The organism is Achromobacter sp. NPDC008082 (genome assembly GCF_042957345.1).
Taxonomy (GTDB): domain Bacteria; phylum Pseudomonadota; class Gammaproteobacteria; order Burkholderiales; family Burkholderiaceae_B; genus Achromobacter; species Achromobacter kerstersii_A.
In genome coordinates this window covers 144,666-171,361 of the sequence record NZ_JBIBIB010000006.1, presented here as the reverse complement: position 1 = coordinate 171,361, position 26,696 = coordinate 144,666, and the positions used below count along the sequence as shown (strand labels likewise).

At 64.7% G+C, this 26,696-nt stretch carries 20 protein-coding genes; 12 read left to right on the top strand and 8 right to left on the bottom strand.

Annotated elements, in window-relative coordinates; translation table 11 throughout:
- Positions 1–9: 9 nt before the first annotated feature.
- The 6 genes from ACFZAI_RS24360 (at position 10) to ACFZAI_RS24335 (ending at position 6,406) form a co-directional block, all read left to right on the top strand.
- On the top strand, positions 10–903 hold the full coding sequence (locus ACFZAI_RS24360) for a tetratricopeptide repeat protein (protein ID WP_391569343.1): 894 nt from the start codon (positions 10–12) through the stop codon (positions 901–903).
- Between the two features lie 22 nt (positions 904–925).
- Positions 926–1,432, top strand: coding sequence for a DUF3613 domain-containing protein (locus ACFZAI_RS24355; protein ID WP_391569342.1), 507 nt, complete (start codon positions 926–928; stop codon positions 1,430–1,432).
- Between the two features lie 51 nt (positions 1,433–1,483).
- Positions 1,484–3,577 carry a TadG family pilus assembly protein gene (locus ACFZAI_RS24350; protein ID WP_391569341.1) on the top strand — a complete coding sequence of 698 codons (2,094 nt, stop codon included), beginning with the start codon at positions 1,484–1,486 and terminating at the stop codon, positions 3,575–3,577.
- Entirely contained in the window at positions 3,577–4,977 is a 1,401-nt protein-coding gene (locus ACFZAI_RS24345; protein WP_391569340.1) for a sigma 54-interacting transcriptional regulator, read from the top strand. The genes ACFZAI_RS24350 and ACFZAI_RS24345 overlap by 1 nt, the downstream gene beginning before the upstream one ends.
- A gap of 116 nt (positions 4,978–5,093) precedes the next feature.
- Positions 5,094–5,804, top strand: coding sequence for a DUF2968 domain-containing protein (locus tag ACFZAI_RS24340; RefSeq protein ID WP_391569339.1), 711 nt, complete (start codon positions 5,094–5,096; stop codon positions 5,802–5,804).
- A 140-nt stretch (positions 5,805–5,944) separates the two neighbouring features.
- The gene (locus tag ACFZAI_RS24335) at positions 5,945–6,406 is read left to right on the top strand and encodes a DUF1178 family protein (protein WP_391569337.1); all 462 of its coding nucleotides are present in this window, start codon (positions 5,945–5,947) and stop codon (positions 6,404–6,406) included.
- A gap of 172 nt (positions 6,407–6,578) precedes the next feature.
- Here ACFZAI_RS24335 and efp read toward each other — a convergent pair whose 3' ends face one another.
- The 3 genes from efp to ACFZAI_RS24320 form a co-directional block, all read right to left on the bottom strand.
- Positions 6,579–7,139 (bottom strand): elongation factor P, encoded by a 561-nt coding sequence (gene efp, locus ACFZAI_RS24330; RefSeq protein ID WP_006225610.1) that lies wholly within the window; start codon positions 7,137–7,139, stop codon positions 6,579–6,581.
- A 169-nt stretch (positions 7,140–7,308) separates the two neighbouring features.
- On the bottom strand, positions 7,309–8,421 hold the full coding sequence (gene earP, locus ACFZAI_RS24325; RefSeq protein WP_391569336.1) for an elongation factor P maturation arginine rhamnosyltransferase EarP: 1,113 nt from the start codon (positions 8,419–8,421) through the stop codon (positions 7,309–7,311).
- Positions 8,422–8,427: 6 nt separating this feature from the next.
- A complete protein-coding gene (locus ACFZAI_RS24320) occupies positions 8,428–9,630 on the bottom strand; it encodes a DUF2863 family protein (RefSeq protein WP_391569335.1) in 1,203 nt (400 codons plus the stop codon).
- A 228-nt stretch (positions 9,631–9,858) separates the two neighbouring features.
- On the opposite strand from ACFZAI_RS24320, the gene ACFZAI_RS24315 reads away from it, so the two are divergent.
- Complete coding sequence (locus ACFZAI_RS24315) at positions 9,859–10,644, top strand: DODA-type extradiol aromatic ring-opening family dioxygenase (RefSeq protein ID WP_391569334.1); 786 nt, start codon at positions 9,859–9,861, stop codon at positions 10,642–10,644.
- A gap of 145 nt (positions 10,645–10,789) precedes the next feature.
- On the opposite strand, the gene acnA is transcribed toward ACFZAI_RS24315, so the two are convergent.
- On the bottom strand, positions 10,790–13,495 hold the full coding sequence (gene acnA / locus ACFZAI_RS24310; RefSeq protein WP_391569332.1) for an aconitate hydratase AcnA: 2,706 nt from the start codon (positions 13,493–13,495) through the stop codon (positions 10,790–10,792).
- 340 nt (positions 13,496–13,835) lie between these two features.
- A complete protein-coding gene (locus ACFZAI_RS24305; RefSeq protein ID WP_391569709.1) occupies positions 13,836–14,765 on the bottom strand; it encodes a LysR family transcriptional regulator in 930 nt (309 codons plus the stop codon).
- Positions 14,766–14,900: 135 nt separating this feature from the next.
- Between ACFZAI_RS24305 and ACFZAI_RS24300 the strand changes: the two genes are divergently transcribed.
- The 3 genes from ACFZAI_RS24300 (at position 14,901) to ACFZAI_RS24290 (ending at position 18,442) form a co-directional block, all read left to right on the top strand.
- Entirely contained in the window at positions 14,901–15,788 is an 888-nt protein-coding gene (locus ACFZAI_RS24300; protein WP_391569708.1) for an SDR family oxidoreductase, read from the top strand.
- Positions 15,785–17,377: an AMP-binding protein gene (locus ACFZAI_RS24295; protein WP_391569331.1), complete on the top strand. Its 1,593-nt coding sequence runs from the start codon at positions 15,785–15,787 to the stop codon at positions 17,375–17,377. Before ACFZAI_RS24300 ends, ACFZAI_RS24295 begins: the two co-directional genes overlap by 4 nt.
- A gap of 81 nt (positions 17,378–17,458) precedes the next feature.
- Complete coding sequence (locus ACFZAI_RS24290) at positions 17,459–18,442, top strand: Bug family tripartite tricarboxylate transporter substrate binding protein (RefSeq protein WP_391569330.1); 984 nt, start codon at positions 17,459–17,461, stop codon at positions 18,440–18,442.
- Between the two features lie 37 nt (positions 18,443–18,479).
- Here the strand turns inward: ACFZAI_RS24290 and ACFZAI_RS24285 are convergent, their stop codons facing one another.
- Positions 18,480–19,388, bottom strand: coding sequence for a LysR substrate-binding domain-containing protein (locus ACFZAI_RS24285; protein ID WP_391569329.1), 909 nt, complete (start codon positions 19,386–19,388; stop codon positions 18,480–18,482).
- Between the two features lie 148 nt (positions 19,389–19,536).
- On the opposite strand from ACFZAI_RS24285, the gene ACFZAI_RS24280 reads away from it, so the two are divergent.
- Positions 19,537–20,451, top strand: coding sequence for a pirin family protein (locus ACFZAI_RS24280; RefSeq protein ID WP_391569328.1), 915 nt, complete (start codon positions 19,537–19,539; stop codon positions 20,449–20,451).
- A 265-nt stretch (positions 20,452–20,716) separates the two neighbouring features.
- Complete coding sequence (locus ACFZAI_RS24275) at positions 20,717–22,924, top strand: TonB-dependent receptor (protein ID WP_391569327.1); 2,208 nt, start codon at positions 20,717–20,719, stop codon at positions 22,922–22,924.
- A gap of 114 nt (positions 22,925–23,038) precedes the next feature.
- Here the strand turns inward: ACFZAI_RS24275 and ACFZAI_RS24270 are convergent, their stop codons facing one another.
- Positions 23,039–23,638, bottom strand: coding sequence for a hypothetical protein (locus ACFZAI_RS24270; protein ID WP_391569326.1), 600 nt, complete (start codon positions 23,636–23,638; stop codon positions 23,039–23,041).
- A gap of 281 nt (positions 23,639–23,919) precedes the next feature.
- Positions 23,920–26,511: a bifunctional aconitate hydratase 2/2-methylisocitrate dehydratase gene (gene acnB / locus ACFZAI_RS24265; protein WP_391569325.1), complete on the bottom strand. Its 2,592-nt coding sequence runs from the start codon at positions 26,509–26,511 to the stop codon at positions 23,920–23,922.
- Positions 26,512–26,696: the final 185 nt, after the last annotated feature.

Genomic DNA, 26,696 nt, shown 5'->3' with positions numbered 1-26,696 from the left:
GCTGGCGGTATGAGAAGACAAGAGGGCGCCCTGCGTTGGACCTTGATGGCGGCGGCCATGGCGGCCGTTGCCGGGCTTGCCGGATGCAAGAGCAACAGCGCGGAGACCGCCTGGCAACTGATCCAGCAGCAACAGCAGGATCAGGCGCTGGCGCGTCAGAAAGAGGAAGAGGCCGACAACAAGCGGCGTCCGAAAGAGCCCGAGATGATGCTGTCGCTGATCTCGGAAGCGCAGCGCCAGGAGCGTTACTTTGCGTCTCTGGCGTATATCGACGCCTATCAGCAGAAATTTGGCAATGACCCGCGCGTGGCGGTGTTGCGGGCCGAAGCGTTGCGGCAGACGGGGCAGGTGGCGATGAGCGAGCAGGCGTATCGCGCGCTGCTCGGCACCGATCAGGCCGCCGACGGCTGGCATGGCTTGGGGCTGATTGCAGGGTCGCGCGGGCAGTTCGATCAGGCGGCTGACGACTTTGCGCGCGCGGCGAAGCTGTCGCCGATGGACCCGCGCATTCTGGGCGACCTGGGCTATGCGCGCTTGCGCGCCGGTGACCCGTCGGGGGCGCGTGTGCCGCTGGGGCAGGCGGCCGAACTGGCGCCTGATAACGGCAAGGTGCTGGCCAATCTGGCGGTGCTGTTGCTGGTGGAGGGCGAGCCCGTGCGCGCCCAGCGTTTGATGGATCAGGCCAGGCTGGGCGATGAGGCGCGCGGCCAGGTGCTGCGCTTGGCCAGTGACATCCGCAGCCAGCGCATGCTGCCGCCGTCGGCATCGAACGGGGCCGTGCCGGCGGTGTCCGCCGTATCGGCGGACTCGGCCGCGACGCGGGTGTCCAGCGGCGGCGGCATTGTCATGCCGATGATGAGTCCGATGATGGAAGGGCTGAGCAATGGCCCCATCGTGCGTTAACTGCGATTTCAGGAAGCCAACCATGTCTCGTTTCCGCATGTCCTATTCCCGTCGCGCGGGATCTTTGACGTTGACCGCAGCGCTGGCCGCGTTGGCGCCGCTGGCATGCCTGGCGCAATCGAACGCGCCGCTCACTGGCAACATGACGGGCGGCGCGCCGGCAGCCGGGGCCGCGGCCCCGGCGTCCACGCTGCCCCAAGCGCAACTGCCGCAGCGGCCGGTGGTGCAGCAGGTGCAGACGCCGATGCCGCAGCCGGCGGCCCAGGGTGCTCCCGCTGCTCCCGCTGCTTCGGCGGCATCCCCCCAAGCGGCAGCCGCGCAGGCGGCGGCGCCTGCGGCGGTTGAAGAAAACTTCGGCGATGTCACGCGCGCGTTGCTCGCGGCGCAGGCGGACGGCCGGCGGGCGGGCGGCGCGTTACCCGTCCTGGGGCCGGTGTCCACCGCGGCGTGGAACCGCTATCTGGAAAGCTTCTCGCATCCCATCCCGGAATATTTTCAAAAGCGCGTGCAGACAAAGAACACCAATTAAGCGTGGACCCGTGGCGCCCTCGCGCGAATCTCCTCCAAGGTTGCTAACGTCATGCCAGCCCTTCCTCTTCGTGTTTCGCCGCAGCTTCAGCGCGGCAGCATGACCATCGCCGTGGTGTTCGCGGTGCTGGTGGGCATTCTGTTGCTGGGCGTGGCGCAGCTGGGCTATGGCTATTACATGAAGCGCGAGATGCAGAAGGCGGCCGACCTGGCCGCGCTGTCTGCGGTGCAGGTGCTGGGCATGGGCTCGGCCGCCGACTGCGCGCGCGCCGTCACGGCCGGGCGCACGTCGGCTTTGGCGAATGTGCCCAACATTTTCGATACCTTCGCGGCGGCCGACGTCACGGTGGAATGCAAGCTCTGGGACTCCACCCGCGCCGACGCCACGGGCATGCATGTGTTCGATCCCACCGGCACGCAGACGCTCAACGCGGTGCGCCTGACCATCCGCAAGGACTTGAGAAGCCTGTTTGGCGTCTTGGGCCTGGGGACGACGGTGTCGGTGAACGCGGTGGCCACCAATACCCAGCCCGTTGCGGCGTTCATGGTGGGCTCGCGCTTGCTGCGCTTGCAACGCGGCGGCCTGCTGTCGCAATTGCTGTCGAGTGTGGGCGCCACGCCCGCCCAGCTGGACGTGCTGGATGCCGCGGGGCTTGCCAGCGTCAACATCACGCCGTCGGGTTTGCTCAAGGCGCTGGGCTTGCCGCTGTCGGTGGCGACCGGCGTGGGTACGCCCGCCGAGCTGGCCGCGGTCAACAACCTGACATTGGGCCAGTTGCTGCAAGCCACGCTGACGGTCGTCAACCAAAGCGGCACGGCCGGGGCGAATGTCGGGCTGATCAGCAACGCCATCAACACGGTGCTGGCCGTGATGCCGTTGAACCTGCCAGTCAAACTGTTCGGCAATGGCGGCGTGCTGAACTTGTCGGTGGTGGGGGGCGACGCCACGGGCGCATTGTCGGCGAATCTCAACGCGCTCAATCTGCTGGAAACCGCGCTGGTTGTGGCCAATGGCCAGAACCTGATCAACCTGGGCCTGAGCGTGCCGCTGTTAGGCGTGGACGCGCGCGTGCGCGTGGTGGAACCGCCCACATTGGCGGTGGGCGGCATTGGCACGCAGGCCACCAGCGCGGGCATACGCGTGTACATCCGCGTGAACACCAGCAACATTCCGCTGGTGGGGCCGTTGTTGGCGAACACGCTGGGCACGAAGGTGGACCTGCCCATCATCGTAGACGTGGCGCAATCCACGGGTACGCTGACGAACCTGTGCCAGGCGCCGTTGACGCAGTCGCAAGCCACGATCGCGGTGACGTCGTCCGTGGCGAACATCTGCCTGGGTCGGTTCCCGGGCATGACGTCCAGCACCGATCAAACCGCCGCCAACTTCGTGTCGCTGACCAATAGCTGCCAGGTCAGTTCGTTTTCGGCGATCCAGCGCTATCAGGTGCTGAACGTGCTGGGCATCTTGCCGTTGACGGCCAAGGTGACGTTGCCGGTATTCAATTCAACGGCGCCCGTGTCCGTGACGCTGACCGAACCGCCCGGCACGCCGTCCACGCAGACCGTGACGGCCACGTCCATCAACCTGGGCGCGCTGGCGTCAAACCTGTCAGACGCCTTGATCGGCGGCATTCTGGGCGATCTTTTCAACACCGGCACGCCGCTGTCGGCAGCCGAGCGCACGGCGTTGGCGACAGACTTGGTGGGCGGCGGCGGCAGCAGCGCCGGCAACTCCATCACGCAGGTGGTCAATAATTTGCAGTGGTCCACGACCGCGCTGAACCAGTTAAGCGCGCGTCTGACCACGGGCGGCCTGACGGGCGTGCTGGGCGGCACGTTGCAACTGGTCGGCAATGTCCTGAGCTCGTTGTTGCTGGCGCCCGTGAACGACGTCGTGTGCGCGTTGGGCTTGACGCCCAGCGCCATCCGCCAGTGCCGTATCAATTCCGTCGCCTCGTTGGCGCTTAGCGGCAGCTCGCAGGTAAGCGGCGTGCTGTCGATTGTGGTGAACCTGTTGCAACCCGTGCTGGCGCCGCTGTCCACCCTGTTGCAGCAACTGCTGGACCTGCTGGGTCTGAGCGTGGGCCAGACCGACGTTTCGCTGCTGTCCGTGGATTGCGGGCAGCCTCGCTTGGTGTACTGATGACTCAAAAATTCGCGCGCGACGAGTTCGATGTGTACGTCTGGGAAGGCACTTCCGATATTGCCAGCCGTGCGGAGCGCTGCCTGGCGGGCATGGACGTGACGCTGGTGCGGGCGGACGCCGGCACCGCGTTTCCGCCGCCGCGCGATCCGACGCGGCCGGCCATCGCGCTGGTGTCGGTTTCGGTGATGGGCGACAACCGCTTCAGCGGCTATGACTGGCTATCGGTGCAGGCGATGCCGGTCATCTGGGTGTCGGCCGAAACGCGCGGGCGCGACTCGCGCTATTACCCGCCCGAATACTCGTACACCTTGCCGCTGTCCTTCACCACGGCAGACCTGCGCAAGCTGCTGTTCGAACTGCTTGGCACGCTGGACCAGTTCAATCGCACCGCGCCCAAGCGCGAGCAGCCGCTGATCGCGGTGTCTGAGCCCATGCGGGCGTTGTTGGCTGAAGCCGAGATGTTTGCCGACTGCCGCAGCAATGCGCTGATCCACGGCGAAACCGGCGTGGGCAAGGAGCGCATCGCGCGTCTGCTGCACGACCGCGCGGCGTGGTCTGACGGGCCGTTTGTGGCCGTCAATTGCGGGGCGATTCCGGAAGGTTTGTTCGAAGCGCATTTCTTCGGCCATGCGAAAGGCGCTTTTACGGGCGCGGTGGGCGCGCACAAAGGGTATTTCGAACAGGCCAACGGCGGCACCCTGTTCCTGGATGAAATCGGTGATCTGCCGCTGTACCAACAGGTCAAGCTGCTGCGCGTGCTGGAGCAAAGCACCGTGACACGCTTGGGTTCCACCGTGGAAGTGCCGGTGGACTTCCGGCTGGTCGCGGCCACCAATAAAGACTTGCGCGTGCTGGTGGGGCAAGACGAATTCCGCGCCGATCTGTATTACCGCCTGGCGGTGATCGAGCTGCGTATTCCCAACCTGGAACAGCGTGGCGGCGAAGAAAAGGTGGCTATTTTCCGTTCGCTGCTTGAGCGCCTGGGCGGGGAAGGGGAGCCGCCGGCGTGGCTGCTGGAGCGCGTGGCGCGTACCCGCTATGCGGGCAACGTGCGTGAATTGTCCAACGTGGCCGAACGCGTGGCCATCATGCAGAAGCAGTTCAAAACCTGGGACCAGCCCCGTATCGAACGCATTTTTGATCAGATTGCCGAACCGCTGCGCGCAGCGGGGGCGTTGGGCGGCGCCAGCACGCTGTGCGAACCGCCCGTCTTCACCGATGCGGAGCGCGCCGAACGCGCCCGTATCCTGGCCGCGTTGGATGTCAATGGATGGCGCCGGCAAGACACCGCCAATACCTTGGGCATCAGCCGCAAAGTGCTGTGGGAAAAGATGCGCAAACTGCATCTGGGCGGCGGCCAAGGCGAAACGGCGGAAGGAATCGTCGAGGCATCTTGATCACGCAATAGGGAAAGGCCCGTATCGGGCGACAAATTGCTTGCCGGCAATGTAAGTGGAACAGCCGCGAGCGAAATAAATTGCTATAGTTCCGCAACGATTTTTTTGGGGAAGGCATGAACGTCCAATTTATCCGTGCCGCCACTCGCATGGCGCTGTTGGGCACGGCGCTGTCCGGCCTGGCGGCTTGCGCCAGCGCGCAATCCGAAGCGCCGCGGCCCACGGTTAAGCAGGTCGAAGACAAGCAGCCGGCCGCAACGCCGGTGACCCCGCCCGCCGCGCCTGCACCCGCCGCCGCGCGGCCGTCATCGACCGTGGCTGAATTGCAAGGCCTGATCCAGAATCGTCAGGTCTCTGAGCTGCGCACTGCCTACAACGGCACGTACGGCGCCAGCCTGTTGTTCAAGCCGGACGATCTGACGTATTACGTCGCGCTGTTCCAGCAGAAGGATTTCTGGCGCGTGCTGAAAACGGTGTCGGAAAAGCAGGCCGAGGCGACTTATCGCGCCTTCGCCACGCAATCGGCCGAGCTGGCCGAAGTGGACATCAAGCGCATCAAGCTGCAAGCCGAATACGCCAATGCCGAGAAGCTCTTGGCCACCCGCAGCGCGCAACTGAGCACGCTGCAAGCCGACCGCACGCTGCGCATGCAGCAGGAAGAGCAAGTGGCGGCGCGCCAGGAACAGTCGCGCCAGGAAGCCACCGCGTTGGCCGATCAGCAAAAGGATGTGCGTCAGCAACTGCGTGATCTGCAACGCCAGATCGATTCCCTGCAGGCGCAGCAGGCGCAAATCGACGCCAGCCCGGCGTCCAAGCGCGGCAAATAAGCGCAGGCTTACGCCAAGACGAAGACGGGCCTTCGGGCCCGTTTTTTCTTGCAAGCCCGCACCCTTTATTCCATCGTTGCGGGAATGGCGCTTGCTAGCGGGATGCTTGATATCTTGCGCCCGGACCCCATATAGCCACCATGGCTCTTAAAGTTTTCGATCTCCAGTGCGAACACAGCCACATTTTTGAGGGCTGGTTCGGTTCGCACGAAGACTATGACGCGCAAACGGCGCGTGGCTTGGTCACGTGCCCCGTTTGCGGCTCGGCCACCATCACCAAGCGCCTGTCGGCTCCGCGCTTGAATGTGTCGCACCTGCACGCCCCGGCGGCCCAAGCGCCCGCCGTGCCGGCTGGCGCGTCCGACGCCGAGAAGATGGCGGCGGTGCAGGCGTTGGTGATGAAGCAGGTGCGTGCGCTGTTGCGCAACACCGAAAATGTGGGCCCGCGCTTTGCCGAAGAGGCGCGCCGCATTCACGATGGCGACGCCGATGAGCGGCCCATTCGCGGCACGGCCACGGTTGAAGAACGCCAAGCGCTGGCCGAAGACGGTATCGACGTCATGGCCGTGCCGGATTTTCTGGACGACGAACGCTTGCAGTAAAAGCGGGCAAGCGCCACCCGGCGCCGCGGCTAGTCACCGGCTAGTCACCGCCTAGTCACCGCCTAGTCACCGTTGGCAGGCGCCGCGGCGCAGTCAAGCGGTGATGTGAACCCGCATAAAAAAAGCCAGGCCCCTGAATACAGGGCCTGGCTTTTTCGTACCTGCTGCCGGATCAGTTGTTGACGCGGCTGCGGTATTCGTTCGTGCGGGTGTCGATTTCGATCTTGTCGCCGATGGCGCAGAACAGCGGCACGTTCAGTTCGTAGCCGGTGTTGATCTTGGCCGGCTTGGTGACCTTGCCCGACGTATCGCCACGGACGGCGGGTTCGGTGTAGGTGATTTCGCGGACCAGCGTGGTGGGCAGTTCAACCGAGATGGCGCGGCCGTCGTAGAAGACCACTTCCACGGGCATCGCTTCTTCCAGGTAGTTCAGGGCGTCGCCCATGCTTTCGGCTTCGATTTCGTACTGGTTGTACTCTTCGTCCATGAAGACGTACATCGGGTCGCCGAAGTAGGAGTAGGTGCACTCCTTGCGATCCAGTTGAACGACTTCGAACTTTTCGTCGGCCTTGTAGACCGATTCGCTGGCCGAGGCGGTCAGCAGGTTCTTGAACTTCAGCTTCACAACAGCAGCGTTACGGCCAGACTTGTTGTATTCGGCTTTCTGGACCACGAGGGGGTCCTTGCCGACCATGACCACGTTGCCGACTCGCAATTCCTGAGCGGTTTTCATCGATAAAACTCCGGGGGTGATAGGTGCACTCGCCGTGCTTGCAAAAAACCGCTGGCGCTCGGTAGCGTGTTGCTGATGGCTACCCAAGCTCGCGACGTTTCATGCACACCCCGGGAGGCGTCATAGTTGAGGCCCGACACATTCAGGGCGACTCAGAAAACTCTCTATTCTAACGTTTCTTGGCCAAGTCTGCGCAAAAGTCGGCCAGATTTTCAGCGAGATCCGGGCGCGCGGCCTGGCTGGCGTCCCAGTCGCGCGCGGCGTTGGCCCAGGCTTGCCAGGCGGCGGGCGCAAGCGCTGCGGCGGCAGCCGCTTGCGTTTGGCCGGTTTCCGGCTGGTTCCAGGCGCGGATGAGCGCGTGGGCAGAATCCGGGGCCGGATAGCGGGCCAGCCAGGCGTCCAGCTTTTCCAGATGGATGTTTTCGTCTTGCGGGTAGATCTGCCACACCAGCGGCCGGGCGGCCCAGGCGGCGCGGATGAAGGAATCTTCGCCGCGCACGAAATTCAGGTCCGAACTCCACAGCAAGCGGTCGAAATCCGGTTGCGCCACGAACGGCAGGCGCGCCAGCAGCGGCGCGCCGGGCGTCGAACACGCCGCTTCCAGGCCGGGGGCGATGCCTTCTGGCACAAGCAGGACGCTTGCGCGCGAGTCGGCCGCCAAGGCGTGCACCAGCGCATCGACAGGCGCGGAGGGGTAGCAAAACAGAGACACCGTGCGGGCGCCGTCTTGCCGGCGCAACAGCACGGCCTCGTCCACGCCAAGTGCGCGCAGAAAGGCGTTTTGCTGGTCCATCGACGCTTGCAGCGCGTCGCGCTCGGCAGAGAGGCCGGGTTCGCGCAGCAGGCCACCAGTGGCTGGCGTGAAACCAGGAAAGAAGAAGTGCTTGACCAGCCCGTCGGGCCGCTGCGAGGGCAGGCCGTGGCAGCTTTCCACCCAGGCCTCCGCGCTCAGGTATTCCAGATTGATCCAGGCGGGATGCGCCTGGCGCATGCTATCCAAAAACGCGGGCGGCGGGTCGCAGGCAAAGGCTTCGATGACGACGTCGCGGGCGGCGAGCGCCGGGTCAGGCGTGTCGGACCAATGCACAATGTCGACCCCGCCCAACTGCTGGCGGGGGGCTGATACGATGATGCCCGGCTGGATGCGCGCAAAGCTGGCCAGGTCATCAACCCACAGGCGGACATCCCAGCCACGGCCTTGCGCAAGCCGGCGGGCCAGCCGCCAGCACACGCCGATGTCGCCGTAGTTGTCGACGACCCGGCAGAAGATGTCCGCTTGCATGGCCGCTTAGTGGAACTTGGCGGGCGCGGCCTCGGCGTCCTCGGGCAGTTCGGCGTGCACCAGCTCGCCCAAGGGGTTGGGGAAGTAGGGCGCGCCGCAATCTTCGCAGTATTCGGCCGGCAGCACGCCGGGAATGCGGCGCACGTCGGTGACCCCATATTCCTTCAGCAGTGCGGCGATTTCGTCGACCACATCGGGTTGGCCTTCGTCGGACGGCAGCTCTTCTTCGCGGCCGTACAGCGGCCACACGCAGCCGTAGTAGACGTCGTTGCTGCTGCGCGCTGTGAAGCTGATGCGGTATTCGTCGATGCGGCTTTCACCGCAGCCGGCCACGACCGCCCGCAATTGCGAGGCTTCGAGGCTGACCGCGCCTTCCAGCCAGCTGATGGCGGCGCGTAGCGACAGGGGACGCACGCGGCGGTCGGCTTCGCGGTTGCTGACGTAATAGGCGTCGGGCAACAGCGCTTCGAAACCGCAGCCCGGCAGCAACGCGGCCAGCGTGGGCTGGGCTTGCGCCGCCCATTGCGCCTGGCAGGCGTCGCGGGTGGCGTCGGCATCGCCCATGCTTTCCTGCCAGCGGAAGATCGGCGCGTTTTCGGGCACTGCCACCGCGCCGATGATGTAGCGCGTGTCGGCCAGCATGTTGGCGGTTTCGATTTCGGTGTTCAGCGTCGGCTTGGTCGCTTCGGCGCCCAGCGCCTGCGAGCCCAGGCGTTGCAACCACTGCCAGGTTTCGCCGAAGGTGCGCGGCATCTGGTCCACGCTGACCAGCATGGGCATCAACGCCGTGCGGGCCTGGCTGGACAACACGTGGCCGTGCAATTGAGCCAGTAGCGCCTGTTGGGCGGTGGCGGAAACGGGGCCGGTGGGAATGGCGTACCGGGTCCAGGCGACGATGGGCGCGACGATCAGCAATACGTCGTACTGGACGCCGTCTTTTTCGATCTTCATCGATTCAGACAGGGTTTCGGCCTGCTCGATCAAGACCTCGTAAGCGCCTATGTCGCTTTGCGCGAGGTGGTCCAGGGCCGCTTCCAGCGGGGCATCCTGCCCGGCCTTCAGCAGCTTGGGAATCGCCTCGCCAAGCTGGTTCTCCCAGAACACGTCTTCGACGCGGCTGCCCGAGCGGTTCAGCGCTTGGGCAAGCGCAACCAGGCGGGTAGCGTCACGGGTCATGCGGGGAGCGGATTGGCTGCGGGATCGGGCCATAACTTCGAGGGACGTCCAGTAAGTGTGTAACGACGTAGTTTAACGCCCGCCGCGCGCCCCGGCATGACGGCGGGGCATTAGCAGGTAATAGAGCCATACGGCGACCGAGGCAGCCGCTTCGGCACATTGATGCTGGAATGGCAACAGATCATCCCCGCTGTGGGGGTTTATTGCTGATCGGAAACGATCGAAAATGCTTTTATCAACTTATTCTCTGGAGGCTTCGCCATGCGTTGGCCTACGCTTTTTGTTTCCCACGGCTCGCCCATGCTGGCCGTTGAACCGGGCCTGACCGGCCCCGTGCTGGCGGATTGGAGTGCGGCGCAAGGCCGCAAGCCGCGCGGCATTCTGGTGGTGTCGCCGCACTGGATGGGCGAAGGCCTGGCGCTGTCCACCCGTGATCAACAGGTGGCCTGGCACGACTTCGGCGGCTTCCCGCCGGAACTCTACACGCTGCAATACGCCGCGCCGGGCTCGCCCGAGCTGGCCGCGCGCGTGCAGGCGCTGCTGGCCGAATCGGGCATCGCCGCCGACCGCGACCCGCGCCGCCCGCTGGACCATGGCGCCTGGGTGCCGTTGCGCTACCTGTATCCCGACGTGGACGTGCCGGTGGTGCAGTTGTCGCTGGACATGGGCCGGGATGCGGCGGGCCAGTTGGCGCTGGGCAAGGCGTTGGCGCCGCTGCGTGATGAAGACATCCTGATCATCGGCTCCGGTTCGCTGACGCACAATCTGCGCCATGTACGCATGCCGCAAAATGCACCGGCGGCGCCATACGTGCCGGCGTTTCAGGAGTGGTATGCGCGCAATCTGGCCGAGCATAATGTGCCGGCGCTGCTGGACTGGCAGGCGCAAGCGCCGGGCGCGTTGCAGGCCCATCCGCACGACGATCACCTGATGCCTTTGTATGTGGCGCTGGGGGCGGGCGGCGCGGCGGGCGCATCGGCCAAGCGCCTGAACGACGAGATCTCGTACGGCGCGCTGGCGATGGACGCGTATCAGTTCGACGACTAGGCCGATTCCCTCACGCGGCTGGCGCGTAGTCGTCCGGCGGCTGAGGCCGGCCAGTTTCGGCCAGTAAAAAAGCCCCGGAGCCGTAAGGCTCCGGGGCTTTTTGCATCGCGCTCAGCGTGGCGCGACGCCGTGACGGGCGCAGAACTTAGGCCGCGAGCAACTGGCGCAGCACAAAGGGCAGGATGCCGCCGTGCTGGTAGTAGTCAACTTCAATCGGGGTGTCGATGCGCAGCAGCACTGTCACGTCCTGCTTCGAACCATCCTTGCGGGTGATCGTCAGCGTCACGTCCTGCATCGGCTTGATGCCGTTTTCCAGGCCCGAGATGTCGTACGTTTCTTCGCCGGTGATGCCCAGCGACTGCACGCTGTCCGTACCCTTGAATTGCAGCGGCAACACGCCCATACCGACGAGGTTGCTGCGGTGGATGCGTTCAAAGCTGCGGGTGATCACGGCCTTCACGCCCAGCAACTGCGTGCCCTTGGCCGCCCAGTCGCGCGACGAGCCGGTGCCGTACTCTTCGCCGCCGAACACCACGGTGGGCGTGCCGTCGGCCACGTACTTCATGGCGGCGTCATAGATCGACATCTGTTCGCCGGTGGGCTGGAACAGGGTCTCGCCGCCTTCGAAGCGGCTGCCGTCCGGCAAGGACGGGATCATCAGGTTCTTGATGCGCACGTTGGCGAACGTGCCGCGCATCATGATTTCGTGGTTGCCGCGGCGCGAGCCGTAGCTGTTGAAATCAGCCTTCATGACGCCGTTTTCCTTCAGCCACTTGCCGGCGGGCGAGCTTTCCTTGATGGAGCCGGCGGGCGAGATGTGGTCGGTGGTGACGGAATCACCGAACACGCCCAGCGCGCGTGCGCCCTTGACGGTGGGCATCGCGGCCGGCGTCATGTCGAAGCCTTCAAAGAAGGGCGGCTCGGCGATGTAGGTGGAGTCGGGCCAGTTGTAGGTGTCGCCGCTCACGCCCTTGATGTTTTCCCAGAGCTTGCCCGGGTTGCTCTTGACCTGGCCGTAGTTGGCCTCGAACACCTTCGGGTCCAGCGCGTGCTTCATCAGCGCTTCGACTTCTTCGGACGTGGGCCAGATGTCGCCCAGCCAGACGTCGCCGTTCTTGCCCTTTCCAACCGGCTCGGTCATCAGATCGCGCGTGACGGTGCCGGCCAGCGCGTAGGCTACGACCAGCGGGGGCGAGGCCAGGAAGTTGGCCTTGATGTTCGGGTGGATGCGCGCTTCGAAGTTGCGGTTGCCGGACAGCACGGCCGAGCAGACAAGATCGTTGCTGGTGATGGCTTCGTTCAGGTCCGGCGTGAGGTCGCCCGCGTTGCCGATGCAGGTGGTGCAGCCGTAGGCGGCCACATCAAAGCCCAGCTTTTCCAGGTAGGGCAGAAGGCCCGTCTTGGTCAGGTAGTCGGTGACGACGCGCGATCCGGGGGCCAGCGACGTCTTGATGTGCTTGGGCACCTTCAGGCCGGCTTCCACCGCCTTCTTGGCCAACAGGCCCGCGGCCAGCAGCACGTTCGGGTTCGACGTGTTGGTGCAAGACGTGATGGCGGCAATCAGGATGTCGCCGTTCTTGATCTTGGTGCCGGTGCTGGTGGTGAAGGTTTCGGCCAGCTTTTCGGCGGGCTGGTTGAAGCCGTTTTCGGCGATCGGCTTGGAGAACAGATCGATGAACGTGTTCTTGACGTTGCCGATTTCGATGCGGTCTTGCGGGCGCTTGGGGCCGGCCAGCGACGGGGCCACGGTGGACAGGTCCAGCGTCAGCAGCTTGGTGAAGTTGATGTCTTGGGCGGCCGGAATGCCGAACATCTTCTGCGCCTTGAAATAGGCTTCAAAGGCGGCAATTTCGGCTTCCGTGCGGCCGGTGCCGCGGAAGTAGTCGATGGTGCGTTCATCAACGGGGAAGAAGCCCATGGTGGCGCCGTACTCCGGCGCCATGTTGCCGATGGTGGCGCGTTCGGCCACGGTCAGGCTGGCGGTGCCTTCGCCGCAGAATTCAACGAACTTGCCCACCACTTTTTCACGGCGCAGCATTTCGGTAATGGTCAGCACCAGGTCGGTGGCGGTGACGCCGCCGCGCAACTGGCCCTTGAGTTCCACGCCCACCACGTCGGGGGTCAGGAAGTACACGGGCTGGCCCAGCATGCCGGCTTCGGCTTCGATGCCGCCCACGCCCCAGCCCACCACGCCAATGCCGTTGATCATCGTGGTGTGGCTATCGGTGCCCACCAGCGAATCGGGGTAATAGACGTTGTTCTTTTTGTCCTGGTGCACACCGCGCGCCAGGTATTCCAGGTTGACCTGGTGGACAATGCCAAAGCCCGGAGGCACGACGCCGAACGTGTCGAACGCCTGCATGCCCCACTTCATGAACTGGTAGCGCTCTTGGTTGCGCTTGAATTCCAGCTTCATGTTCAAGTCCAGCGCGTTCTTGGTGCCGAAGTAGTCGATCATGACCGAGTGGTCAACGACCAGGTCAACCGGCACCAGCGGCTCAATGCTCTTGGGGCTCTTGCCCATCTTGTCGGCGACCGAGCGCATGGCGGCGATGTCAGCCAGGAGCGGCACGCCCGTGAAATCCTGCAACACCACGCGCGCCACGACGAAGGGGATTTCGTCTTCGCGGCGGGCATTGGCTTGCCAGTTGGCCAGCTGCTTCACGTGCTCTTCAGTGACCTTCTTGCCATCACAGTTGCGCAGCACGGATTCCAGCACGATGCGGATAGAAACCGGGAGCCGCTGCACATCAATGCCGAGGGACTTGCCCAGCGCCGGCAGCGAATAGTACTGACAGGATTTATTGCCGATCTTGAAGTTCTTGAGGGTGTCTAGAGTGTTGTGCGGCATGATGGACTCCGTTGTTTTGCCCGACTGTATGTGCCCAGGCGCAGGCGGCATTTTCTGGCGATTTTGCGCGGTTGTCATTGTAGGGGAGACAAGCCCTTGCGCGGCTGCATGTCTTATATCTTATATAAGACTTGGGGCGCACGTCAAAGTTCCGTCCTAGTTCCGGCAAGACACCGGGATGGCACTCCCCGCACTGCAAAACCCCTACTTTGGCGGACATGAGCCAAGCCTGCAAGACCCCGCGTTTTTAACAGGGAAGTTCTACGGTGGCGTGGCGGCGGTCAGGAAAATTTCAGATCAGGCCGGAATGCGGCGTGGATGGGGTCAGGAAAATTTCAGATCAGGCCAGGAAGCCGCGCAGCAGCGGTTCCAGTTCGGATTTCAAAAAGTCGACCAGCGCGCGTTGGGCGGTCGACGGGTAGGGCGTGGGGGAGGTCAGGATGAACAGCTTGTCGCCCGGTCCTTGCGCCTTGTAGGCCGGCAGCACTTCAATGAGCCGCCCGGCTTCCAGATCGGGCTGCACGATATAGGCGGGCAGCAGCGCGATGCCGGCGCCGTCGCGCGCGGCCTGGGCCAGAAAGGGGAAGTATTCGGATTGCAGGCGGGGCGCGAGCTTGGCTTCGTAGACCTGGCCCTTGCGGGTCAGGCGCAGCGTGGTCTGGGGCTTGGGGCCGGGCGGGCAAAGAAAATCCAGCCGGCCCAGGTCGCGCGGGTGAACGGGTTTGCCAGCGCGCTGCAAGTAGCCAGGCGCGGCGCACAGATGCCATTTCACCTCGCCCAGCTCGCGCGCCACGTAGTCCTGCGGCGGCGTCGAAATCACCCGCAGCGCCACGTCGATTTCTGACGAAATCAGGTCGCTGACCCGGTTGGAGAACAGCACCCGCAGGCTCAGGCTGGGGTGCTCCAGCGCGAATCGCACCAATAGCGGGCGCAGCGCGTCCAGCTCGCCCAGCCCGGTGGGCAAGGACAGCCGGACATGGCCCGTGGGTTCTGCGCCCAGCTTCTGCAACGCATGGCGCGCCGATTCCACCTCGCGCGACATGCGCGCGCCGTGCTCATACAGCACCGTGCCTTGCTGCGTCAGTTCCAGGCGGCGGGTGGTGCGCCGGATCAGCTGGGCGCCGAACGTGCGCTCCAGCTTTTGCAGATTCCGGCTGACGTGCGACCGCGTTACCCCCTGGCGCAAGGCCGCTTCGCTGAGCGTGCCGGCTTCGACGATGGTGACGAACAGCTGGATCAGGTTCAGGTCTAGCGCGGGCAAGGCGGACATGGGCGTCATCGATTGTTGCCTGAGAGGAAACATAGTTTACGCAAGCCGAAGGATTGTCGCGGCAATTTGACGTTGATACTCTCGGTCCAAAGCCAATTCATAACGACATCAGGGAGACAACTCATGGCTCAAAGCATGTTCCGCGCGGATCTGTTCCGCGGCCAGCGCGTCCTGGTTACCGGCGGAGGAACCGGGCTGGGCTACGCCATGGCCGAACAACTGGCCTCGCTGGGCGCCACCGTGCACCTGTGCGGACGCCGGCTGTCGGTCGTTGAAGCCGCCGCGGCCACGCTGCGCGCCCGTTACGGCGGCCAAGCCCATGCGCATGCCGTCGACATCCGCGACGCCGACGCCGTGGACGCCATGGTGGACGGCATCTGGCGCGAGCATGGCGGCCTGGACGGCCTGATCAACAATGCCGCGGGCAACTTCATCAGCCCGACCGAAAAACTGTCGGCGCGCGGCTTCAATGCGATTGCCGACACGGTGTTTCGCGGCACCTTCTATATGACCCTGGCGGTGGGCAAGCGCTGGATCGAGACCGGCACGCACGGCGCGGTGGTGTCTATCGTGGTGACGTGGGTGTGGACGGGTTCGCCGTTTGTGGTGCCGTCGGCCATGTCCAAGGCGGGTATCGACGCCATGACGAAGTCGCTGGCGGTGGAATGGGGCCGCCACGGTATCCGCCTGAACGCCATTGCGCCTGGCGTGATTCCCACCGAAGGCGCAACCGCAAGGCTGCGGCCCAACGGCGATGGCCAGGACGCGCTGACCCAACAAAACCCGATGCGCCGTCTGGGCACCGGGCACGACATCGGCGAATTGGCCGCCTTCCTGCTGGGGCCGGGCAACGATTGGATCAACGGGCAGACGATTGCGCTGGACGGCGGCGACTACCTGGCAAACGGCGCGTACTTCAAGCAGTACTTCGAATGGAGCGACGCCGATTGGGCGGCCGCCCGCGCCGCCATCGAGGCGCGCACCGCGCAAGACAAGGCGCAGCGCGCCGGGAAGCCGGCATGAGCGGGCGCATCATTGCGGGCGGCATTGAATTGACCCGTGACGCACTGGTGGCGCGCGGCGAGCAAGTGGCGGCCGGCCTGGCGGCGATGGGCGTGCGCGAAGGCGATGTGATTGCGGTGCTGCTGCGCAACGGCATGCCGTATCTGGAAATCATCCAGGCCTGCAAGCGGCTGGGCTGCTATTACTGCCCGATCAACTGGCATTACACCGCCGAGGAAGTGGCGTTTCTGGTGACCGACAGTGGCGCCAAGCTGGTGATTGCCGAAGACGATTTGTGGCGGCAAGTTTGGACCGCGCTGCCCAAGGGGCTGCCCGCGCTGCGGGTGATGGGCGGCGGAAATGCGGTTGGCGGCAACCCGGCGTTAGCCGCCAACGGGTCTGACTCCAACTCGTCTGACCCCAACGCGTCTGACCCGAACGCCTCTGACCCCAACGACTTTGAAGCCAACAACTACGAGACCTGGCGCAACGCGCAACCGCGCTACGACGGGCCGCTCGTCGCGCCCCGCGGGCACATGGCTTATACCTCTGGCACAACCGGCCGGCCCAAGGGCGTGGTGCGCCAGCCGTTTCCGGTGGCGCGTCTGCCCGAGCACCTGGCGGCCGTCGAAGCCGTGGTGGAACAAGCCTACGGATTGCGCCCCGGATGCCGCGCGTTGCTGCCCGCGCCGGTCTATCACAGCGCGCCCAGCGTGTTCGCCCAGGTGGCGCTGCGCGTCTGCGACACGCTGGTGCTGACCGCGCGTTTTGATCCCATCGAGGTATTGCGCCTGATCGAACGGCATCGCATCGACACCATCTATCTGGTGCCCATCATGTATGTGCGGCTGTTGAAGCTGGATGCGCGCACGCGAGCGTCGTTCGACTTGTCGTCGTTGCGTTTCGTGGCGTCGACAGGAGCGCCGTGCGCGCCCGAACTCAAGCAGGCCATGATCGATTGGCTAGGCCCCGTGGTGCATGAAACCTATGCGTCCAGCGAGGCGGGCATGGTGACCGTGATTGACTCCCACGAGGCGCTGGCCAAGCCCGGCAGCGCGGGGCGGCCCATCGGGCCGGCGCAGGTGCGCGTCTATCGCGAAGATGGGTCGCTATGCGCGCCCGGCGAGGTTGGCCGCATCTACGTGCGCCAGCCGGCGTACGCCGATTTCACTTACCGCAACCACCCCGAGGCACGCCAGGCCGTTGAGCGCGACGGCCTGATCGGCCTGGGTGACTTGGGCTATGTGGACGAAGACGGTTATCTGTTCGTTTGCGACCGCGAATCGGACCTGGTCATTTCGGGCGGCGTGAACATCTATCCCGCCGAAATCGAGCACCACCTGACGCAGTACCCGGGCGTGGCCGATTGCGCCGTGTTTGGCGTGCCGGATGCCGAGTTCGGGGAACGCTTGCTGGGCTTGATTCAACCCGCGCCGGACGCCACGGTGAATGTCGAGGACGCCCTGCAATGGCTGGCTGGCCGCGTCGCCCGCTACAAGATCCCGCGCGACCTGCAACTGCGCCCGGCCTTGCCGCGCGACGACAACGGCAAGATCGCCAAACGCCGCCTGCGCGCCGAGTTCTGGGAGGGGCAGGCGCGCAAGGTGTAGCGGCGAACTGTAGCGGCGAACGTCACGCCCTTACCCCAGCAGTACCCACTACAAGAGTCGTTCAAGACTCGGGAGACAAGCATGTTGAAGATGAATCGTTGGCTGAGCCGCGCCGCGGCCGCCGTGCTGGCTTGCGCGGCCATTGCGCCCCAGGCGTGGGCGGCGTTTCCTGACCGCCCGGTGAAACTGGTGGTGCCTTACACGCCGGGCGGCGCCGCGGATCAGTTGTCGCGCGTGCTGGCCGAGCGCCTGTCGCGCGAACTCGGCCAGCCCGTCGTGGTTGAGAACAAGCCGGGCGCCAACACGATGATCGCGGCGACCCAGGTGGCCCGCGCCCAGCCCGATGGCTACACCCTGTTTCTGGCCAGCAATGCCAGCATGGTGCTGAACCCCCTGCTGTATCAGAAGATCGCCTACGACGCCGCGCGTGATTTCCGCGTGCTGTCGGTGGTGGCTGAACTGCCGCTGGTGGTTGTCGCGAACAATGCGGTGCCGGCCACCACGCTGGCGCAATTCGTCAGCTACGCCAAGACGCGTCCGGGCAAGCTGAATTACGCGTCGGTTGGCATCGGCAACCCCTTGCAACTGGCGACGGAATTGCTCAAGTCGCGCACCGGCGTCGACATTGCGCACATCCCGTACAACGGCAGCGCGCCGGCACTGAGCTCGTTGATGGCCAACGACACGCAACTGATGGTGGACGTGATCAGCACGTCGCTGCCGTTGGTGAAAGAGAACAAAATCAAGGCCTTGGCGGTAACGACGGCTGAACGCCTGCCCGTGCTGCCCGATGTGCCGACGGTGGCGGAAAGCGGGTTTCCGGGGTTCCGCGCCGCTACCTGGTTTGGCATCGCCGTGCCGCAAGCGACGCCGGCCGCCGAGGGGCGGGCCTTGCAGGAGGCGGTGGCGCGCGTCATGGCCCAACCGGATTTCCGCGAACGTTTCCAGACCTTGGGGCTGGTGATCCAGGAGCCGCGTGATCAGGCGGAAACCGACCGCTATGTGGCGGAAGACCGCGAGCGGTGGGGCGCCGTCATTCAGGCGAATCACATCAAGCTGGATTAGGCGCGCGCGCTTATGCGACGGCGATCAGGCGAGCGCATCAAGCCAGCAGCGCGGGCAGCTCCGCCGCCGCCAGTTCCAGAAAGCGGCGCAGCGCCAGGGGTTCGCCGCGGCGGGCGGGCATGATGGCGTAGATGCGTGAGGGCGCGGCCTGCCAGCCGGGCAGGATGGGAACCAGTTCGCCCTTGGCGATCATGTTTGCGCTGAGGTAGTGCGGCAGCAGCGCCACGCCCAGCCCGCTGCGCGCCATCGAGCGCAACGTGGCCATGTTGCTGCTCAGGCAGCGCGGCTGGAATTCCAATGTCTCGATTTCACCGGCCGGCCCGGTAAAGCGCCACGTGTGGCGGTTGTCTTGCGTGGCGTGCGCCAGCAAGGGCAGGGCGGCCAGGTCGCGGGGGTGGCGCGGCCGCGCCTGGGCCAGCGCCGGCGCGCCAAGCAGCGTCAGCGGCACCAGCGCCAGTTCGCGGCCGATCAGCCGGGAATCCGTCAGCGCCGAGCCCATGGCGCGAAACGCCAGGTCATAGCCTTCGCCGACCAGGTCGATAATTTCGTCCCGCGTGTCCAACAGCACCCGCACCCCGGGGTGCGCCATGCAGAAGCGGGCCACCATGTCCCCCAACAAGGTCACAGCCAGCGGAGACGGCGCGGTGATGCGCAGCAGGCCGCTGGGGGTGTCGCCCATGGACGCCGCCAGATCGAACGCCGTCCGGGCTTCGCGGGCCATCGTCTGCGCATGCACATAGATCTGTTCCCCCATCGGCGTCAGCGATACCCGGCGCGTATTGCGCTGAAGCAGCCGGACGCCCAGGCGCGCTTCCAGCTCGGCCACGCGCCGGCTGAGCTTTGAACGTTGCATATTCAACACACGCGCGGCGGCGGAGAAGCCGCCTTTTTCAACGACCTCGCTAAAGAGCAGCAGGTCGTCGACGTGGTGAAGGTGCGCTTGCATGGGGGTTTTAGCGTGGTGCGAAGGAAAAGAGCGCGAATTGTCCTGCAAGGCAGGACAAATATTCCTGAAATTGGCCTCTACTGTCCGCCAGGTGGAACTCATAAGCTTGGCGTCAGCCAGCGTTACCACCTCCCCAGGCAGCACTTTTTTGACTATTCATCTCAGCAACGTCGTCGCCAGCCCGGTCCAGTCCGCAGGCGAGGCCTGCACCATCCGTTCGTTTCGCCACACCGATTTTTCCCGCAGTGCGTCACCCGTGGTGAGCGTGGACCATTTCGTCATGACGGGGCCTGCCACGGCGCCTGAGCCGGCCGCCGGCCTGTGCGCCGCGACGCTGTTGCTGGAAGACTCCAAGGGCGTCATGCAAAGCCTGGACAGCACTAAGGACGACCACGAAATCCGGGCGGGCGATCTGCATTGGACGCAGGCGGGCCAAGGGATATTGCGCGTGCATCAGCCGACGGGGCAAGACCGGCTGCACGGGCTGCGGATCGGGTTCAAGCTGCCCGACCGGCAGCGCGCTGCGCCGCCCGCCATTGCGTTGCTGCGCGGGTGGGAAATGCCGGTGATCCAGACCAGCGCGGGCCGTATCCGCGTGGCGGCCGGCAGCCACGAGGGCTGGCAGTCGCCCCTGGCGACGCCCGAACCCCTGATGCTGCTGGACGCCTGGCTGCGTCCTGGGGCGACGCAGCTGGTGCCGCTGGCCCCCGGGTGGAATGCCTGGATGTTCGCGGTGCAGGGGGATCTTGGCGTCCGTGCCAGACATTGCTTGACCGGCGCGCCGCCATTGCCCAAGCGTCCGGGCGGAGACCCGGATTTCGCCGTGGTCCCGGCCGGCTCAGCCCTGGTGGCTTCGGCCTCTGACCAGGACGATCACGGCGTGCTGGTCTTGATTGCAGGCCGGGTGCCGGCGCATTTCGTGCTGATTGCTGGCTGCGCGGTTGAGGTTCCGTTGGGCGTGCCTGCCGCCGCTGCGACGCCGGGGCGGCAGGGGGCGATGCCGCCTCCCGCTGCCTGCAACGCCGGGGATTTGCGCCTGCCGCAGCCCGATTTAGCCGCCTGATCCTGACCTTGACCTTAACGAACCCTGCTTGTTGCGGCAGGGCAACGGGTGGGTTTTTCTACGTTGGAAATGGTATGAGAATGATTCTCGGTTTGATAACATTTTCGTCTTCAGACCTCAATACCCCATGGTGAACGGGCTCGGCAGGGCCGTTTTACAGCCTTGCGGTAGTGCAAGCAGATAAGCCGTTTTCCGCGCGTGACCCCATCGGGATTTGGTGTTTCTTCGCGCGGTGACGCGCCTTTTTTTGCCGATCGATCCCGATATGAAAATCAGAACTCTAGCTTGCGTAGCGGCCACGCTGCCGTGCCTGGGCGCGGCCTATGGCCAGACGGCCCCGGCTGCCCAACCTGGCGACGCCACCGTATCCATGGAAGCCATCAAGGTCGAAGCCAGCGCGGATGCGTCGGCAGGTGGCCTGGCGGCCCCATTTGCGGGCGGCCAAGTCGCCACCGGCGGCCGCGTCGGTATTCTGGGCACGCAAGACAACTTGAGCACGCCGTTCAGCATCACCAGCTACACGAATGAGCTGATCCAGGACAAGCAGGCGCGCAGCGTCGGCGACGTGCTGCAAAACGACTCCGGCGTACGCGTGGCGCGCGGCTTCGGCAACTTCCAGGAGTCGTACTTCATTCGCGGCTTCATCCTGAGCTCGGACGATGTCGCCTACAACGGCTTGTACAGCCTGCTGCCGCGCCAGTACATCGCCACTGAACTGTTCGAACGCGTGGAAGTGCTGCGCGGCGCGTCGGCATTCCTGACCGGCGCGACCCCCGGCGGCGGCGGTATTGGCGGCGTGATCAACCTGGTGCCCAAGCGCGCGCCGAACGATCCGCTGACCCGTGTCACGACCGGTATTTCCAGCGGTGGCCAATTTCAGCTTTCCACCGACATCGCCCGCCGCTTTGGCCCGGACGACAGCACGGGCATCCGCCTGAACGCCGCGCAACGCAGCGGCGATACGGCCATTGATGATGAACATTCCCGCACCAGCCTGGTGTCGCTGGGCATAGACTGGCGCTCGGCGGACACGCGCTTGTCGGGCGATATCGGCTGGCAGGAAAACAAGCTCAAGCGCGCGCGTCCGAACGTGACGCTGGGCGCCGGCGTCACCACGGTTCCCGACGCCCCGGACGCCAGCTCCAACTACGCGCAACCGTGGTCGTACTCCAACGAACGGGACGTGTTCGGCACCTTGCGCGCGGAACATGACTTCAGCGACAAGCTGACCGGCTGGGCGGCGTATGGTTTCCGCCGCAGCGATGAAGCGAACTCGCTGGGCAACGTCACGTTGACGAACGGCAGCACGGGTGCAGGCAATTTCTATCGCTTCGACAACACCCGCGAAGATAGCGTCAACACGGGCGAATTCGGCCTGCGCGCCAAAGTGCGCACCGGCCCGGTCGGCCACGAAATCGTTGCGTCGGCATCGTTCTTTGATCTGAAAAAGAAGAACGCCTACATCATGGATTTCGCAAACACGTTTGCGACCAACATCTATGACCCGGTCTCCTACGACAAGCCCGCCTTCAGCGCGGGTGCATTGCGCGGCAACGATATTGATAACCCCGCCTTGCAAGGACGTACGCGCATGAGCAGCTACGCCCTGGGCGACACGCTGTCGTTCCTGGACGACAAGGTGCTGCTGACCCTGGGCATCCGCCATCAACGCTTGTCGCAGCGTGACTACGCCTACAACACGGGCAAAGAAAGCGGCGCCTATGACGCCAGCCGCAACTCGCCGGCCGCCGGCATCGTCTTCAAGGTGGCGCCCAGCGTGTCGCTGTATGCCAACTACATCGAAGCCCTGGTCGCCGGGCCGACCGCGCCGGCCAACGCGAACGGCAAGCCCGTGCCTAACGTCGGCCAAAGCCTGCAACCGTACGTCTCCAAGCAAAAGGAAATCGGCGTGAAGTACGAGGGTGACGGGCTGGGCGCCGGCCTGGCCTTGTTCTCCACCGACAAGCCGCGCGCGATGTACAACGCCAGCAACGAGCTGACCACGTCCGGCAAAGACCGCCACCAAGGCGCGGAACTGACCGTCTACGGCGAGCCCATCAAGAGCGTGCGCGTTCTGGGCGGCTTGACCTGGCTGGATGCCGAGCAGCGTTCCACCGGCAACGCGTCGCTGGACGGCAACCGCGTAATCGGCGTGCCGCGCTTCCAGGCCAACATGGGCGTGGAATGGGACATCCCCGGCGTGCAAGGCCTGGCCGTGGACGGCCGCGTCGTCTACACCGGTTCGTCTTACGCGAACGACGCCAACACCCTCAAGGTGCCCGGCTGGACCCGCTTTGACGCCGGCGTGCGCTACATGACGGACGTGGGCGGCCACTTGGTCACGGTGCGCGCCCGCGTGGAAAACATCGCCAACCGCAACTACTGGTCGTCGGTGGGCGGATACCCCGGCAACGGCTACCTGGTGCTGGGCGGCCCGCGCACGTTCCTGCTGTCAGCCAGCATGGACTTCTGATCGCATCCGGCTTTGGCCGGAACGCAACAAAAATCCCGGCCTGGCGCCGGGATTTTTGTTTGCGGGAAAGCAGCGGGAGGTCAGGCGGCTTCTTGAATAGCGTTGATCAACCCCTCACCAAAACCACCCCCCGCGCGTTAAATCTCCTTCGCAACTCTTGTACTGGGACGTGAATTTCTCGGCGCGGGCCTGCACTTTTTGCGACACCGTTTTCAGCCATGCCTTGCGGTCGTAGCTGCGGTTGCGGTAGCCGGTCCAGCCTTCGTGGTAGTTCAAATACTGGCCGTAGGCGTCCCACTTGGACACGCCGTTGATGCGTTGCGACTTGCTCATGTACCAGCCCATGAAGTCCAGCGCGTCGGCGAAGTTGTCGCGGCTGGAACCCCAGCCGCCGGCTTCTTTTTTGTAGTCGGCCCAGGTTTCGTCCTTGGCTTGGGCGTAGCCATACGCGGAGCTGACGCGGCCCCAGGGGATGATGCCCAGGAAGTAATAGCGGGGCGGCACGGCGTCCTGTTTGAAGGAAGACTCCTGGTACATCATCGCCATGGGCACGGGAACGGGGGCGCCCCATTTTTGCTGCACCTTCAGGGCGGCGTCGTGCCAGTCCGGCTTTTCTCGGAAGATCGCGCAAATATTCTCGGGGTTCGATGGCGGCGCCGTGGCGCAACCGGCAAGCGCCAGCAGTAGCAGCGGCGGCAGCAAAAGCCGGGTCATTGGCGGGCTTCCTCCTTTGGGTCAGGGCGCAAACGGGATGCTGCGCCGGGCAAGTGTCACAAGGTACCGCGATTGTATGAAAACGTATCGCCGGAAAAGTTTCCTGTTCGGAGGCTTGCTCGAGCGTTCAGGGGGCAACGGCTGAAACCTGCCCTTGGAAACCCGGCCCCCAAAGCAAACACCCCCAAAGCAAACACCCCCAAAGCAAACGGCCCCGGATTGCTCCGGGGCCGTTGTTCGTACTGCAAGCAGGGCTAAGACGCCTGGCTAGCGTGCAAGGCTTACACCTCGATCACGTCCGCCACGTCCTTGTAGTCTGCGATCTTGTCGAAGTTCAGGTACTGATAGATCTGGTCGCCGCTCTTGTTGATGACGCCCATATCGGCCATGTACTCGTCCTTGGTCGGGATGCGGCCCAGCTTCGAGCAGATGGCGGCCAGCTCGGCCGAACCCAGGTACACGTTCGTGTTCTTGCCCAGGCGGTTCGGGAAGTTGCGGGTGCTGGTCGACATGACGGTTGCGCCTTCGCGCACTTGTGCCTGGTTACCCATGCACAGCGAGCAGCCCGGCATTTCCGTGCGGGCGCCCGCGGTGCCGAAGACGCCGTAGTGGCCTTCTTCGGTCAGTTGCGTGGCGTCCATCTTGGTGGGCGGGGCCACCCACAGCTTGACCGGGATGTCGCGCTTGCCTTCCAGCAGCTTGGAAGCTGCGCGGAAGTGGCCGATGTTGGTCATGCAGCTGCCGATGAACACTTCGTCGATCTTGGCGCCAGCCACTTCCGACAGCGTCTTCACGTCGTCCGGGTCGTTCGGGCAGGCCACGATGGGCTCGTGCACGTCGGCCAGGTCGATTTCGATGACGGCGGCGTATTCGGCGTCGGCGTCCGGCTCCAGCAGCTTGGGGTCAGCCAGCCAGGCTTCCATGGCCTTGATGCGGCGGCCCAGCGTGCGTTCGTCTTCGTAGCCGTTGGCGATCATCCACTTCAACATCACGATGTTGCTGTTGATGTATTCGATGATCGGTTCCTTGTTCAGGAACACCGAGCAGCCGGCGGCCGAACGTTCAGCGGAAGCGTCCGACAGTTCGAAAGCTTGCTCGACCTTCAGGTCCGGCAGGCCTTCGATTTCCAGGATGCGGCCCGAGAAGATGTTCTTCTTGCCTTGCTTGGCCACCGTCAGCAAGCCTTGCTTGATGGCGTACAGCGGGATGGCGTTGACCAGGTCACGCAGGGTGACGCCGGGTTGCAGCTTGCCCTTGAAGCGGACCAGCACCGATTCCGGCATGTCCAGCGGCATCACGCCGGTGGCGGCGGCAAAGGCGACCAGGCCCGAACCGGCCGGGAACGAAATGCCGATGGGGAAGCGGGTGTGCGAGTCGCCGCCGGTGCCGACGGTGTCGGGCAACAGCATGCGGTTCAGCCACGAGTGGATCACGCCATCACCCGGACGCAGCGACACGCCGCCACGGGTGCTGATGAATTCCGGCAGCGTGTGGTGCGTCTTGACGTCCACGGGCTTCGGGTAGGCGGCGGTGTGGCAGAACGACTGCATCACGAGGTCAGCCGAGAAGCCCAGGCAAGCCAGATCCTTCAGCTCGTCGCGGGTCATCGGGCCGGTGGTGTCCTGGCTGCCGACCGAGGTCATCTTCGGTTCGCAGTAGGTGCCCGGGCGGATGCCCTTGCCATCCGGCAGACCGCAGGCGCGGCCAACCATCTTCTGCGCCAGCGTGTAGCCCTTGCCGGTGTCGACCGGATCTTTCGGCAGGCGGAACAGCGTCGACGGCGCCAGGCCCAGCGCTTCGCGCGCCTTGGCGGTCAGGCCACGGCCGATGATCAGCGGAATGCGGCCACCGGCGCGCACTTCGTCGAACAGCACGTCGGACTTCACTTCGAATTCAGCGATGACTTCGCCGTTCTTCAGCGCCTTGCCTTCGTAGGGGCGCAGTTCGACGACGTCGCCCATTTCCATCTTGGAAACGTCGAGTTCGATCGGCAGCGCGCCGGCGTCTTCCATCGTGTTGTAGAAGATCGGGGCGATCTTGTTGCCCAGGCACACGCCGCCAAAGCGCTTGTTCGGCACAAACGGGATGTCTTCGCCCGTGAACCACAGCACCGAGTTGGTGGCCGACTTGCGCGACGAACCCGTGCCAACCACGTCACCCACGTAGGCGACCAGGTGGCCCTTTTCTTTCAGGGATTCAATGAACTTGACCGGGCCGCGCTTGCCGTCTTCTTCCGGTTCGAACGCGGCGCCGTCGCGCTTGTTCTTCAGCATCGCCAGGGCGTGCATCGGGATGTCGGGGCGGGTCGTGGCGTCAGGCGCCGGCGACAGGTCGTCGGTGTTGGTTTCGCCAGGCACCTTGAAGACGGTGATGGTCAGGCTTTCCGGCAGTTCCGGGCGGCTGGTGAACCATTCGGCGTCGGCCCAGCTTTGCAGCACGGACTTGGCGTTGGCGTTGCCCTTGTCCGCCTTTTCCTTCACGTCGTGGAAGGCGTCGAACATCAACAGGGTCTTTTTCAGCGCATCGGCGGCGATGGTGCCGATTTCAGCATCGTCCAGCAGGTCGACCAGCGGGCCAATGTTGTAGCCGCCGAGCATCGTGCCCAGCAGTTCCGTCGCCTTGGCACGGCTGATCAGCGCACAAGCTTCCTTGCCCAGCGCCACGGCGGCCAGGTAGGACGCCTTCACCTTGGCGGCATCGTCCACGCCGGCCGGCACACGGTGGGTCAGCAGTTCGACCAGATTCTGCTCCTCGCCAGCGGGCGGGTTCTTCAGCAGTTCGATCAGTTCAGCGGTTTGTTTAGCCGTAAGGGGCAGCGGGGGAATCCCCAGAGCCGCGCGTTCGGCAACGTGTTGGCGGTAGTTATCCAGCATGTGAGGCCTGCTCAAAGTCGGGTTGGAAGAATGGTTTTCGACCGGAATTGTAGAGGCAACAGAAGACGCTAGCAAATGTCTTATATCTTATATAAGACCTGAGCCGATAGCTGTTGCGATACGGCGACGCGGAGCAGGGTGGCGCAGGCGCGGCACAGGGGCCGCGCCACGGGCGGGGGCAGGGG